Origin of the sequence: Desulfomicrobium escambiense DSM 10707 (assembly GCF_000428825.1) — a bacterium.
Classification (GTDB): Bacteria; Desulfobacterota; Desulfovibrionia; order Desulfovibrionales; family Desulfomicrobiaceae; genus Desulfomicrobium; species Desulfomicrobium escambiense.
The window spans coordinates 147,594-161,580 of sequence record NZ_AUAR01000001.1 but is presented as its reverse complement, the minus strand read 5'-3'; the positions used below and the strand labels follow the sequence as shown (position 1 = coordinate 161,580).

Genomic DNA, 13,987 nt, shown 5'->3' with positions numbered 1-13,987 from the left:
GCAGGACCGGCGCCTTCCGGCCCCCAAACAACCGCAGCCCCGGAACCATGCACGATTCATCCGCGCCGCCCCCCTCTTCCCGCCTTAAGCAGGATCTCATCGCTGCACGTGCGCGCATCGCGGAGCTGGAAAGTCTGCTCCTGAGCCTGCAGTCGCGGCCCGGCCCTGTCCGGGACGCGGGCGGGTCGAATGCGGCCGTCTACCAATCCATGGTGGACAACCTCCCCCTGTCCATCATGACCTATGACCGCGACGGACGCGTGACCTTCGTCAACCGGTTCCATCTGGAAACCTTCGCTAGGGGTCGACTCGGCCAGAAATTCTTTCTCGGCCTCCATCTGACGGAACTGCCCGGCTTGGTTTCCGCCGGTCTGCGGGACGAACTCGAAGGGTTGATCCAAGGCCAGCCCCTGGCCCTGGAGAGCGTCTTCATCCCGCGCCTCTCCGCCGGCGGGTCGGCCTGGCAAAGCGTCAGGGGCATCCCCCTGCATGACGCGGGCAGGGCCTGCGGCGGCATCCTCATCCGCGAGGACGTCACTGGGCGCAAACTGGCCGAAAGCGCGCTCAGGGAGAGCGAGCAGCGCCTGCGCGTCATCGCCGACAACACCCACGACTGGGAATACTGGCGGGGCCCGGACGGCAAGTACCTCTGGGTTTCCCCGGCCTCGCGCGAGATCACGGGCCTGGCCCCGGATGTGTTTCTTGGCGACTTCGGCCTGCATATCCGCTCCGTCATCCATCCCGACGACCGGCAGCGCTGGCTGTCCCACCTCGACGAGGCAGACGCGCTGCGCCCGGCCCACAGGGAGATGGAATTCCGCATCATCAAGCCCGCCGGTGAAGTCGTCTGGATCAGCCACGTCTGCAAGGCTATCTATGACGCCGACGGCAAATACCTCGGCAGGCGCGGCTGCAACCGCGACATCACGGCCCGCAAACAGGCCGAAAACGACCTGCGGTCGACCCTGACCGAGCTTTCGGCCGTGCACAAGAGCGCCCCGGTTGTCATGGTGCTGTTCGATGAAGAGACGCGGGTCCGCAAGCTCAACCGGGCGGCTCTGGAGTTCATCGGCCGCAGCGAGGAGGACATCCTGGGCCTGCGCTGCGGCGAAGTGCTGGGCTGCCCGAACCACGACGCGTCATCGCTGGGCTGCGGATTCGGCCAGGCCTGCCCGATGTGCGCCATGAGCGGCGTCATCCGGGACACCTTCGCCGACCGGCAGAGCAGACAGAACGTGGAATTCTGGCTGCTGCACGGCGAGTCCGGAGGCGAGGACCGCTGCCTGCTGCTCAGCGCGGACTACCTGGAAGTGCAAAGCGCGCCGCTGGTCCTGGTCTGTGCCCTGGACATCACCCACCAGAAGGCCGTCGAAGCGAGCCTGCTGCGCGCCAAGGAGGAGGCCGAAGCCGCCAATCGCGCCAAATCCGAGTTCCTGGCCAACATGAGCCACGAGCTGCGCACGCCCCTCAACGGCGTCATGGGCATGATGCAGCTCCTGCAATCCACGCAGCTCGACGAGGAACAGGACGAGTTCGTGTCCATGGCCCTGCGTTCCTCGGACCGGCTGACCCGGCTGCTCTCGGACATCCTCGACATTTCGAAGATCGAGGCCGGCAAGGTCGAAATCGTGCGCGAAACGTTCAGTCCGGCGGAGCTGGCCGAATCCGTGTCCGACCTCTTCAGCCTCGCGGCCCGGGAAAAGAGTCTGCCCCTGTCCTGCGCCCTGCATCCCGACCTGCCGCAGCGCCTCGTGGGCGACGCCGCCCGCGTGCGACAGGTCCTCTTCAACCTGGTGGGCAACTCCCTCAAGTTCACGGATTCGGGCTCCATCACCCTGGAGATGACGCCTCTGGCCTCGCCGCGGGCAGATGCGCTGCGCGTTCTCTTTTCCGTGCACGACACGGGCATCGGCATCCCCGCCGACAAGTTCGGCGAGCTGTTCAAGCCCTTCGTCCAGGTGGAGGGATCCTACACGCGCAGATACCAGGGCGCAGGCCTGGGCCTGGCCATCGTCAAGCGCCTGGTGGAACTCATGGACGGGAACATCTTCATCGAAAGCGAGCCGGGCATGGGCACCTCGATGCATGTGGTTTTGCCCTTCGAACTGCATGCAGGCGCCCAGAGGGATATGCGTGCCGGGTTTCGGACCGGGGAAACGCGCCCTGGCCTGCGCATCCTGGTGGCCGAGGACGATCCGTCCAACCAGCTCTACATGCGGCGCATCCTGGAAAAGGCGGGCCACGCTGTCGTACTGGCGACCAATGGCCGCCAGGCGTTCGACTTCTGGGAAAATGCCGACTTCGACCTGATCCTCATGGACATCCAGATGCCGCTCATGGGCGGGACCGAAGCCGTCAGGCTGATCAGGGAGACGGAAACCCGGACCGGCAGGGCCCCGGTCCCCATCATCGCGCTGACCGCCTACGCCATGGCCGGGGACCGCGAGAGATTCATGTCCCATGGCATGGACGACTATGTCGGCAAGCCGGCAGGAATCGGCGCCCTGGAGGCGGCCATCGCCAGAGCCTGCCGCCGGCCCTGACGAAGCGTCCTCCCGCGCCCGCACCCGGCAGGTTTGCTCATCCGGGGTGACACGCCGCAGGGAGTCTGTTACCCATCACGGCAGGAACGTGTAACTGGTGACGATGTGACGGGAGGCAAGCCATGTCCGGCAAGCCGGATACATTCCGCACAGAATGGACGACCTTCGCGGTCTGCGCCTGCATCCTGGCTGCCGTCCTGACATACGAGAATCAGCGTGAATACGCCGCCATCAAGGCTCGGGAACAGGAACGCCTGACGGCCGTGGCCTCGGTCAGCGAGTACATGGTCGAGACCCAGCTCGGAAAGATCGGCGCGACCCTCGGCAACCTCCGGGACGCATTCCCCCCTCCCGCGCTCACGCAACGCCTTCGTGACAGCTCGGCGGCCCTTTCGACCGCAGCCAGGCTCAAGATCCTGGCCACGGCCATGACCAGCGTCCGCTCCCTGGACATCATCGACGCGTCGGGCGCAATCCTCGCGTCCAACCTCGATGAGCACGCAGGCCAGAACGCGGCGGCACAGGAATACTTCACGACTCCCCGCGACCGACCTGCCGACGATGCCCTCTACGTCAGCCGCCCCTTCAACAGCACCGTCGGCGACCTGACCGTCAACATCACGAAATGCCTCATCGCGCCGGACGGCTCCTTTGCCGGCCTGGTCACGGCCGCCGTCGACCCGGAGTTCTTCCGGGCCATCATGACCGCGGTGCTGTACGCTCCCAATTCATGGGCCAGGCTGGTCCACGGCTCGGGCACGATCCTCCTCTGGGTGCCCGAAAGGCCGGGACTCGTCGGCTCGAACCTGGCCATCCCGGGCACATTTTTCACGCGTCACCTCGAGAGCGGACTCGAATCCGCCCTGTTCGAGGGGAAAAGCTATGCCGCGCAGGAAGAGTCCCTGCTCATCCTGCGCACGGTGCAGTCGCCGAGCCTCAAGCTGAGTCCGCCGCTGGTCCTGGGCGTCGGCAGGGACACGCACACCGTGTTCCTGTATTGGCGCCATAATGTTCGCGTCTCCATCGTCCTCTTCTGCTCCGTCTCCCTGGCCGGGGCAGCAGCCCTCTTCAGCTCGCAGCGCTGGCGCCGCACGACGCGCCTCCGTTCCGAACGCATGGGCATCGAACTGCAGTCGGTCCGGACGGAACTCGAAAGCTTCTTTTCCATTTCCCCGAACCTGCTCGTCATCGCCGACCTCCAAGGCGTCTGCCAGAAACTCAACCCGGCCTGGGAAAAGGGCATGGGGTACGCTGCCGGGGAACTGGAAGGTCAACATTGCGTCGACCTCTTCCACCCCGACGACACGCAAGCGGTTTTCGATACCCTGGCCGACATCGCCGCCGGCAAGACCATTTCCGACTTCGTGGCCAGATTCCGGCACAGGGACGGGTCCTACCGTTGCCTCGAATGGTCCGCGGCAGGCCGCGACGGCCTAGTCTACGCCGCGGCCCACGACATCACCGAGCGCAAGGAGACGGAGCGGCATCTGCATGAACTGGCCTACCATGACCGCCTGACGGGGCTCCCCAACCGATCGCTCTTCTTCGACCGCCTGTCCCAGGCCCTGTCCGTCGCCAAACGCAACCAGAAGCGTCTGGGCATCCTCTTCCTCGACCTGGACGGGTTCAAGAAGGTCAACGACGAGCACGGCCACGACGCGGGCGACACGGTCCTGAAGACCATCGCCGGCAAGCTCGTGGAAACCGTGCGGGCCACCGACACCGTCGCCAGAATGGGCGGCGACGAGTTCGTGGTCATCCTCAGCGAGATCGAGGGCCAGGACGGGGCCGAACTCGTGACGCGGAAGATCCTGAGCGCGGTGACCCCCGAGATTCCCCTGTCCGACACGCTGACGTGCTCGGTCGGCGCCAGCATCGGCATCAGCCTCTATCCCGAGCATGGCGCCGACATGGACAGCCTGCTCATGGCCGCGGACATGGCCATGTACCTGAGCAAAAAGAAGGGCCGAAACGGCTTCGCCTTCGCCGGAGAGGCAGAACAGCCCGAAACCGGCGTCAGGCTGAGCGAAAAGCATGTCGTGGGCGTGGGGGAGATCGACGAGCAGCACGCGGAATTGGTCTCGCTGGTCAACAGATTGTGCTCCACCCTGCAGGTCGGGGATGGCCTGGTGGTGGAGAGCCTTTTCAAGGTGCTCCTGGCGTACACCGAATACCATTTCGCCACCGAGCTGAGGCTCATGCTGCAGCACGACTACCCGAACCGCAGGGAACATGACGCCGAACACGAACAGCTGGTGCGGGAGCTGCGCCACTTCGGCCTGGAGATGGGCGGCAGGGACGCTGCGTTCCTGAGCGACTTTTTCACGACATGGCTCCTGGAACACATCCTGAAGCAGGACAAGGCGCTCGGCGCGTTCCTGCGCGGCCTGCGGGAACCGGCAGGGACCTGGACCTGAGCCGGCGGCTTCCCGTCGCCCGGCCCCGAAGCGGCCCCCCGCGATTCGACAACGGGATGGTGTTGCTGCTAGGGATGAAAAATGCCGGAACGCAACCCCAACCCGGCCGCGCCCGTCCGGGCCGTGGCCGCACCGCGAGGAGAGCCCATGTCAGAGCCCGACAGACCAGGACGCCAGCCCAAGGGGCTGCTGGTCCTGCGCACCCTGGCCATGCCCAAGGACACCAACCCCAACGGCGACATCTTCGGCGGCTGGATGCTGGCCCAGATGGACGTGGCCGGTGGGCTCATGGCCTCGGAAATCGCCAAGGGCCGGACAGTGACCGTCAGCGTGGAGAAGATGTCCTTCGACAAGCCGGTCAAGGTCGGCGACACCGTCTGCATCTACGCGGAGCTCCAGCGCGTGGGGACCTCCTCCATGGACATCAAGCTGGAAGTCTGGGCCCGGCAGCTCGTCGGGGCCTACGAGGCCGAACGCCAGCTGGTGACGGAAGGCCTGTTCCGCTACGTGGCCGTGGACGAGAACCGCCGCCCGCGCAAGGTTCCGGACAACCCGCTCTTCTTCAAGCGGGACTAGCCGAATGGGCGCATGCCGCCGGGCTACTTGAGTTCCTTGATCCGGCGGATGTCCGCGGACTTGCCGAGCATGACGAGGATGTCGCTGTCCTTGATGACGTAGTCCGCGGGCGGGACGAGGACGAAGTTCTCGGGCACGAGTTCTTTGATGGCGATGACGTGCACGTTGTACCTCGCACGGAGGTTCAGCTGGATGAGGGACTTGCCGATGAACTCCCGGGGGGCGCCGACCTGGATCATGTCGAACTCCTCCGCCAGCGGGATGAAATCGAGCACGTTGGGCCGGGAGAGATTGCGGGACACGCGGATGGCCATGTCCCGTTCGGGATGGATGATCTCGGTGGCACCCATGCGCCGGAGGATCTTGGCGTGGTCGTCGTCGATGGCCTTGGCCAGGATCTTCTTCACCCCGGCCTCCTGCAGGTACAGACAGATGAGGATGCTGTTGCTGATCTTGGTCCCCGTGGAGACGATGACCCCGTCCGTCTCCTCCAGGCCCAGGGACTTGACCGCCTCCTTGTCCGTCGCGTCGAGGACCATGGCCTCCGAGCAATGGGGGTCGATGGATTGGACCCTGGCCCGGTCCGAGTCGATGGCCAGCACCTCGTTGCCATCCTCGTAGAGCGCCTTGGCGGCGTGAAAACCGAAGTTGCCAAGGCCTATCACCGCAAAACGTTTCATATCTTCAGACCTCTTTTCTATCCGATCATCAGGTTTTCTTCGGAATACTCGACGCCCCTGGCCGGGCCCGCGCCCACGACGATGTAGGTGAAGGTCAGCACGCCGACCCGCCCGATGAACATCATGCAGGTGATGACCAGCTTGCCCCATACCGTCAGGGACGGCGTGATCCCCATGGACAGCCCCACGGTGCCGAAGGCCGACACGGTCTCGAACATGTAGGACAAAAACGACCCGTGAGGCGTGGCCAGGGCGCTCTCGCCCACCGCGTCCCCGGCCAGGAGCAGGAACACGGCCAGTCCGATGATGCTCAGGGAAACCAGGACGAGGGATACGCTGCGGGTCACGGTCTCGTTCGGAACGCTCTTGCGGAACATGTTGACGCGCGGGCTTTTGCGGACGCGGCAGATGGTGAAGGCGGCCAGCAGGGCCAGCGTCGTCGTCTTGACGCCGCCGCCGCACGATCCCGGGGACGCACCAAAAAACATGAGGAAAAGCATGAAAGTCAGGGTTGCGTCCTGCAGGGCGCCGATGTCCACGGTGTTGAAGCCGGCGGTCCTGCAGGTGATGGACTGGAAGACCGGTGCCAGGAACTTCTGCGCCGGGGGCCCGTCCGGCAGCGAGCCGTGCATTTCGAGCAGATAGAACATCACGGAGCCTCCCGTGATGAGGATGAGCGTCGTCCAGAGCACGACCTTGGTCTGCAGCGCCAAACGACCCCTGGACCCCTTGCGGCCGGTCGCCCAGGCTTGGAGGTCGTACAATACGGGGAAGCCGATGCCGCCGATGACGATGAGGGCGCAGACGGCGAAGTTCAGAAGCAGGCTTCCGTTGTAGCGCACCAGGCTGTCGGGAAAAAGAGCGAACCCGGCGTTGCAGAACGCTGAGATGGAATGAAAGACGCCAAAATACAACGCCTTCCCGAACGGATACTCCACAAGCCAATGCAGGGTGAGCAGGACGGCCCCGACGGCTTCCACGCCGAGCGTGAACAGGATGACGCTCCTGACGAGGCTGGCAATGTCCTCGCGCGGGGTGTGGGTGAAGACATCCTGCATGACCAGCCTGTGCCGGATGGAGACACTGCGTCCGAGCCAGTTGAAGAGGGCCACGGATATGGTCATGAGGCCAAGCCCCCCCACCTGGATGAGGCCGAGGATGACGGCCTGGCCGAACAGGGTGAAGGTGGTCGCGGTGTCGGCCACGGTCAGGCCCGTGACACACACGGCCGAGGTTGCGGTGAACAGGGCGTCCACGGCGGCGATGCGGCCGGCAAAGGTCGCGGCGGGCAGCATGAGCAGCAGGCTGCCGATGAGAATGACGGCCAGGAAACTCGCCAGGACGAGAGCCGCGGGATGCATCTTCAGCATGCGGGAACGGAAGGTCATGCGCAGCGCCTGGGATGGAGAAACTGTTCGCAGTGCGCATGGGCCGCCATCTCGCACCACGCCTGCAGGCGCTGCGGCCCGAGGACCATCCTGTTGCGGTATGCGCCGCACACGGCCATTTCGGTTCGCTCGTCGACGGCGCAGTAGTTCAGGAAGGGGCAGACCAGCGCCAGCTGGCGTTCGGGGCTGTCCGCGGCGCCGAGGTGCAGGACCGCCTCCTTGATCCCGGCAGCGTCCAGCCTCCTGAAATTCATGACGGCGATGAAATCGGTTCCGTTGCGGCGGAAGCTCTCCAGCAGCACGCGGTGCCGATGCGGCATGACCGCCACGACGCTACGGACGCGGCCGGAACGTTTCAGCAAGCCGACGAGATCCGGCAACGCGAACCTCCGGGCCTGCGCGTTGCTGGCGGCCACGACGGCTACCGTGGACACGCATCCATCGGCCGTCCGCTCCAGGCACTGCATGGTGCCGGAGACGCATTCCTCCGGGGAAGCGCCCCCGACGACACCGTCCGGGTCCACGAGAAGCAGCTCCCCGCCCTGGACCGCCGGACACACACTTGCTTTTGCGCACTTCATTTACGGCTCCCTGAACACCTTGGGCAAGGTGAAGACGAACGTGCTCCCCCTCCCCGGTTCCGATTCGACCCAGATCGTGCCGCCATGGGCGCGCACGATCTCCTTGCAGATCGCAAGCCCCAGGCCCGAGCCCTCGCTCTCCCTGTCCCCGACCTGCACGAATTTCTGAAATATCCTGGACTGGTACTCCTGCGGGATGCCCGGCCCGTCGTCGGCCACGGCCAGGCGGACCCAGGACCCGTCATCGTTGGCCCGCAGCGCGATGCGCCCGCCCCGGCCGACGTAGCGCAGGGCGTTGGAGACCAGGTTGCTGAGCACCCAGGCGATCTTGTTCGCATCGGCCCGGACCGACGGCTCATCCCCGTCGATCTCCCGAAGGAAGGAAATGTCCTTCAAGTCCATCTGGCTCCTGAAGACCGACTGCACGTGCGAAAAGAGCGTCTCCACCGGCACCGGCTCGAACTCCATCTCGATCCTGCCGGCCTCGATCCTGGACAGGTCCAGCAGGTCGCTGACCAGCGACTTCATGCGCCCCACCTCCTCGTGTGCCGCGACCAGCAGTTCCCGGTCCTTCTCGGTCAGGCTGCCCGCGGCATGTTCGAGGAGCAGGTCCACACTCATGCCGATGCTCGTCAGGGGCGTACGCAGTTCATGGGACGCCGCCATGACGAAGTCGTTCTTGAGCTGCTCGACCTGCTTCAGCCGGGTGATGTCCCGCAGCAGCAGAACCGCCCCGGACAGGTTCTTCCCGCTGCCGATGGCCGTCACGGAGAAGAGGTGGTGCGCGGCGCGGCCTTCGCCCTTGAAGACCAGAATGCGCTCCTCGTCCGGCATGGCCGGCGGCTGCCCCGTGCGCACCGTGGCCCGGACGAGGTCGCAGACCCTGGCGTCCGGGACGATGTCGGCGCAATGCACGTCGCCGGGTCCGGCGAAATCCGTCCCGAAGAGACGCCGCGCCGCCGGGTTGATGCCCGTGACCCGCAGCTGCGTGTCGAAAATCACGAGCGAATCCTCGATGCTGGCCAGCACGGCCTCGCTCTTGTCCTTCTCCGCGATGATCTGCTCGATGTTCATGGCATGGTAACGCCCCACCTGGGTCGCCATGCGGTTGAACTCGCCGGCCAGATGGCTCAGCTCGTCGGACCCACCGACCGGGACCTGCACCGCGTAGTCCCCGTCCGAAATATGCCGCGAGGCCTCCATGAACCGGCTGATGGGCCGCACGATGCGGTCCGCCAGGACCATGCTGAACACCAGGGCCACGCCCAGGGACACCGCGGCCACGAGGGACGTGGACCAGATGGCGCTGCGCGCGACCTCGCCCGCCCTGAGGCTTGCGCCGTACATGGCCTCCTCGTTGAGGAGGCGCAGCCTGACGCAGGCGTCCCGGACCCGCGTGAACAGCGGCGAGACGTCGCGCAGGTAGCCCGCCGCCTCGGACGCGCCGTGATCGGGGAGCGTTGCCGCCAGAACTTCGAAGGCCCTGCGGTAGGCCGCGTAGTCGCGCTCGATGCCTTGCAGCAGCTCTCCCTCACCGCCGACGGTGACATTGTCCCTGGCCTTGGCCAGCCATTCGAGAAACGCCGCCTCGTTGCTGCGAAAGAGTTCCGCACCGCCGCCCTGCCCCAGGAGCATCAGAAGGATGGCGCTGTCCTGGCGCTCGATGGTGTCGACCATGTTCTCCGCGGCCAGGATGCTGCGGTAGTTCTCGCTCAGGATGGCCTCGGTGGCCCTGCCCAGGGAAATCAGGTTGACCACGGCCAGAATGACGACGAGGCCCATGAAGGCGAAGGAAAGGCCGTAGCCGAGCAGAATCTTTTTTTTGAGCGTCATGCGTTGCCCTCCGCGCCTGGCCCTACGAAAGCAAGGGCCAGGCCAAACATATTTTTATATATTTCAAAGAGTTGAAAGAAAGAACCGGGGAACGGTATTGCAGTTTGCGTGATGCGGGGATTTGGAACCTTGCATTATGCAAGGCCGAAAAGGAAAAATCAGATGCCGTAGGCCTTGCGCCTACGCCACAGGGTGGCCTGGTCGATGCCCAGTGCGTCGGCGGCGGCCTGCAGGGAGGCCGAAGCGGCCAGGACCCTGCGGATGTGCAGTTCCTCGATGGCCGCCAGGGGGACGGGATCGCCGATCTTCGGGGCGGTGTCGGCGGGGACGACGCTGTCCGGCAGATCGGCCCTGCCGATCATCTCGCCGCAGCTCAGGATCACGCCCCGCTCCACGGCGTTGCGCAGTTCGCGGACGTTGCCGGGCCAGGGGTGGCTGGCCAGGGCGAGCTGCGCCTCGTCGGTGAAACCCAGGATGCGCTTGCGGTTGGCGCGGCCGAAGTAGGCCAGGAAATCCATGGCCAGGGGCAGGATGTCCTCGGGGCGGCTGCGCAGAGGCGGAACGGTCAGGCTGATAACGTTGAGGCGGTAGAAGAGGTCCTCGCGGAAGCGGCCCTCGGCCACGCGCTTCTGCAGGTCGACGTTGGTCGCGGCGATGATGCGCACGTCGGCCTTGCGCGACGCGGACTCGCCCAGGCGCTCGTACTCCTTGTCCTGGATGAAGCGCAGCAGCTTGGCCTGCACGCCGGGGGCCAGGTCGCCGACCTCGTCCAGGAACAGGGTGCCCCCCTCGCAGGCCGCGATGCGCCCCGGATTGTCGCGCATGGCCCCGGTGAAGGCGCCCTTGGCGTGGCCGAAGAGTTCGCTCTCCAGCAGCTCCGAGGGGATGGCCGGACAGGCGACCACGGCCATGGGCTTTGCCGCCCTGGAGCTCCAGGCGTGGATGGCCCGGGCGAAGACGGTCTTGCCCGTGCCGCTCTCGCCCTGCAGCAGGACGATGGCGTCGGAGGGCGCCGCTTTCCTGGCCAACTCCATGACCCGCTGCATGCCGACGTTGGCGCTCTGCAGCCTGTCCTCGGGGCCCAGACGTTGCATGTTTTCCTTGAGGGCCGCGATCTGGATCTCCAGCTCACGGATGCGGGCGATGCGCCCAGCCGCGAGCTTGACCTGGTCGGGCGAGAAGGGCTTGGAGAGATAGTCCGTCGCGCCGCGGCGCATGGCCTCGACCACGCTCTCGATGGAGGCGAAGGCCGTGATGACCACGATCTTGATCCAGGGCGAGTCGGCCAGCAGAGCGGGGATGAGGTCCATGCCGCTCTCCTCCCCGAGCTTGAGGTCGAGAAAGGCCATGTCGAAGACGAGCCTGCGGCTCTCTTCCATGGCGTCGGCCGGGTTGCTCACGGCCACGACCGTGTGCCCCTCGGCGGCCAGGCAGTAGGCCAGGGTCTTGCGGATGTTGGTTTCGTCGTCGACGATGAGGATCTTGAGGATGTCCATGAGGTTTTCCGGCAGCCCTGAACGATGCACCGGCTGCGTTGAACTTCCTACCTCAGAGGCTTCCGCCCGCCAAGACAATATCGGGACGTTACGGAAAGACCGGCAACGAGAGGGCTCCGGCGAAACGGCATGAACTAGGGGGACCGAAGCCCCCCTTTTCCTATTTCCCGGCCATCATGGCCGCGATGTCGTCCTGCACCGTGCCGGTGGGCTTGAGGTCGAACTTCTCGATGACGACCTTGGCCACGTTCGGGGACAGGAAGCCCGGCAGCGTGGGCCCGAGGCGGATGCCCTTCACGCCGAGGAACAGCAGGGCCAGGAGCACGGCCACGGCCTTCTGCTCGTACCAGGCGATGTCGTAGGACACGGGCAGCTTGTTGATGTCGTCCAGGCCGAAGACCTCCTTGAGCTTCAGGGCAATGACGGCCAGGGAGTAGGAATCGTTGCACTGGCCGGCGTCCAGCACGCGCGGGATGCCGCCGATGTCGCCGAGGTTCAGCTTGTTGTAGCGGTACTTGGCGCACCCGGCCGTAAGGATGACTGTATCCTTGGGCAGGGCCTCCGCCACCTGGGTGAAGTACTCGCGGGACTTCTGGCGGCCGTCGCAGCCGGCCATGACCACGAAGCGCTTGATGGCGCCGGACTTGACGGCCTCCACCACCTTGTCGGCCAGGGCCATGACCTGATGGTGGGCGAAGCCGCCGACGATGGTGCCCTTTTCCAGTTCCGTGGGCGGCGCGCATTTCTTGGCCTGGGCGATAAGGCCTGAGAAGTCCTTGGCCCCGCCGGCCGGGCGGTCCGGGATGTGCGTGGCGCCCTCGTAGCCGACCACGCCCGTGGTGTAGAGGCGGCCGAGGTACGTGTTTTCCTTCTTCAGCGGCACCAGGCAGTTGGTGGTCAGCAGGATGGGACCATTGAAGGCCTCGAACTCGGGGTTCTGGTGCCACCAGGACCCTCCGTAGTTGCCGATGAAGTGCTTGAACTTCTTGAAGGCCGGGTAGTAGTTGGCCGGGAGCATCTCGCCGTGGGTGTAGACGTCCACGCCCGTGCCATCGGTCTGCTTGAGCAGTTCCTCCATGTCCTTCAAGTCATGGCCGCTGATGAGGATGCCCGGGTTCGCGCCCACGCCGATATTGACATGGGTGATCTCGGGGTGGCCGTAGGTGCTCGTATTGGCCTCGTCCAGCAGGGCCATGGTCGTGACCGCCACCTGTCCGGCCTTCATGACCAGGCCGACCATCTCGTCCACGGACAGGTTCTTGGTGGTCGAGGCCAGGGCCTCCAGCATGAAGTCGTCGATCTCGGCCTTGCGGAAGCCCAGCACCGCGGCGTGCTCGGCGTAGGCGGCGATGCCCTTCAGGCCGATGATCAGGAACTCGCGCAGAGAGCGCACATCCTCGTTCTCCGTGGCCATGATGCCGACGGTTTTGGCCTTTTCGGCAAAGGCCGACGAAGGCGCGCTCCACGTGGCGGCCTCGGGCAGGGGTTCACTGAAGTCCTTGCCGTTCTTGGCCTTGTAGGCGGCCAGGAAGGCGCTTCTGAGCTTGTCGCGGCGGGCCAGGCCCTCCTGGATCATGGCCGTGAAGCGCGCGTCGTCCCAGTTGGCGTTGGTGATGGTGGCAAAGAGGCCCTGCAGGACGAAGTCGTCATTGGAGCGGTCGGGCTGCCCCAGTTCTTTCAGGCGTTCCCCGTACACGGCGATGCCGCGCAGCACGAAAATCAGAAGATCTTGCAGGTTGGCCGTCTCCTCCGGTTTTCCGCACACGCCCTTGATGGTGCAGCCGGTATTCTTGGCCGTTTCCTGACACTGAAAACAGAACATGGTTTTCCTCCTTTTTTCAGGTTGCCGGTGACATCGACGAAAATGCCCCCCCTCGTACCATGGCCTACAGGAATATTCCAGCCGTTTTTGCCGCAACGATGCCGCTCGGCAGCTAGAACCAGAACTCGGGGTAGCGCCGGCTTTTGGGGATGTTGTTGACGAGCACGGCCACGGCCAGGAGCACCGCCGCCCCGAAGCCCACGGGCACGAGGGCGTACATATAGCCCAGGCCGTGCACCGAGTCGCCGCCGATGACGGCAATGAGCGCCGTAGCCCCTCCGGGCGGGTGCAGGGTCTTGGTCACGTGCATGGCCGCGATGGCCGTGGAGACCGCCACGGCCGCGGCCAGCCAGACGGCGTCCCCGAAGAGCTGGAATGCGCACACACCGATCAGGGCGGAGATGACATGCCCCCCGAGCACATTTCTCGGCTGGGCCAGGGGGCTGCGCACGGCGCCGTAGACGAGGACGGCCGTGGCGCCGAAGGAGCCGATCAGGAGGCCCTGGCCCAGCCTGTCGACGAAGGCCGCGCCGATGAGCCCCACCAGGGCGATGCCCAGAAAGGCCCCGACCCAGGACCAGACCACCTCGGCATTCCCGACCCGCGGCGGGCTTTGGGTCGTGCCGCGCATTTTTCTGAAGTATTCCACGC

At 65.4% G+C, this 13,987-nt stretch carries 10 protein-coding genes; 3 read left to right on the top strand and 7 right to left on the bottom strand.

Going from position 1 to position 13,987, the window contains the following annotated elements; genetic code table 11:
* Positions 1-47: 47 nt before the first annotated feature.
* The 3 genes from G394_RS19870 to G394_RS0100695 all read left to right on the top strand — a co-directional run bounded on the left by G394_RS19870 (position 48) and on the right by G394_RS0100695 (position 5,536).
* A complete protein-coding gene (locus tag G394_RS19870) occupies positions 48-2,543 on the top strand; it encodes a PAS domain S-box protein (RefSeq protein ID WP_051306842.1) in 2,496 nt (831 codons plus the stop codon).
* Positions 2,544-2,665: 122 nt separating this feature from the next.
* A complete protein-coding gene (locus G394_RS19865) occupies positions 2,666-4,960 on the top strand; it encodes a bacteriohemerythrin (RefSeq protein WP_051306841.1) in 2,295 nt (764 codons plus the stop codon).
* A gap of 81 nt (positions 4,961-5,041) precedes the next feature.
* On the top strand, positions 5,042-5,536 hold the full coding sequence (locus tag G394_RS0100695; RefSeq protein ID WP_245578233.1) for an acyl-CoA thioesterase: 495 nt from the start codon (positions 5,042-5,044) through the stop codon (positions 5,534-5,536).
* Between the two features lie 23 nt (positions 5,537-5,559).
* Here the strand turns inward: G394_RS0100695 and G394_RS0100690 are convergent, their stop codons facing one another.
* The 7 genes from G394_RS0100690 to G394_RS0100660 form a co-directional block, all read right to left on the bottom strand.
* Positions 5,560-6,216: a potassium channel family protein gene (locus G394_RS0100690; RefSeq protein ID WP_028576006.1), complete on the bottom strand. Its 657-nt coding sequence runs from the start codon at positions 6,214-6,216 to the stop codon at positions 5,560-5,562.
* A 17-nt stretch (positions 6,217-6,233) separates the two neighbouring features.
* Positions 6,234-7,604 carry a TrkH family potassium uptake protein gene (locus G394_RS0100685; RefSeq protein ID WP_028576005.1) on the bottom strand — a complete coding sequence of 457 codons (1,371 nt, stop codon included), beginning with the start codon at positions 7,602-7,604 and terminating at the stop codon, positions 6,234-6,236.
* Positions 7,601-8,185, bottom strand: coding sequence for a hypothetical protein (locus tag G394_RS0100680; protein ID WP_028576004.1), 585 nt, complete (start codon positions 8,183-8,185; stop codon positions 7,601-7,603). The genes G394_RS0100685 and G394_RS0100680 overlap by 4 nt, the downstream gene beginning before the upstream one ends.
* Positions 8,186-10,018: a sensor histidine kinase gene (locus tag G394_RS0100675; protein ID WP_028576003.1), complete on the bottom strand. Its 1,833-nt coding sequence runs from the start codon at positions 10,016-10,018 to the stop codon at positions 8,186-8,188.
* 158 nt (positions 10,019-10,176) lie between these two features.
* Entirely contained in the window at positions 10,177-11,514 is a 1,338-nt protein-coding gene (locus G394_RS0100670) for a sigma-54-dependent transcriptional regulator (RefSeq protein ID WP_028576002.1), read from the bottom strand.
* 160 nt (positions 11,515-11,674) lie between these two features.
* Positions 11,675-13,336 (bottom strand): hydroxylamine reductase, encoded by a 1,662-nt coding sequence (gene hcp, locus G394_RS0100665; protein ID WP_028576001.1) that lies wholly within the window; start codon positions 13,334-13,336, stop codon positions 11,675-11,677.
* 112 nt (positions 13,337-13,448) lie between these two features.
* The gene (locus G394_RS0100660) at positions 13,449-13,985 is read right to left on the bottom strand and encodes an HPP family protein (RefSeq protein ID WP_028576000.1); all 537 of its coding nucleotides are present in this window, start codon (positions 13,983-13,985) and stop codon (positions 13,449-13,451) included.
* Positions 13,986-13,987: the final 2 nt, after the last annotated feature.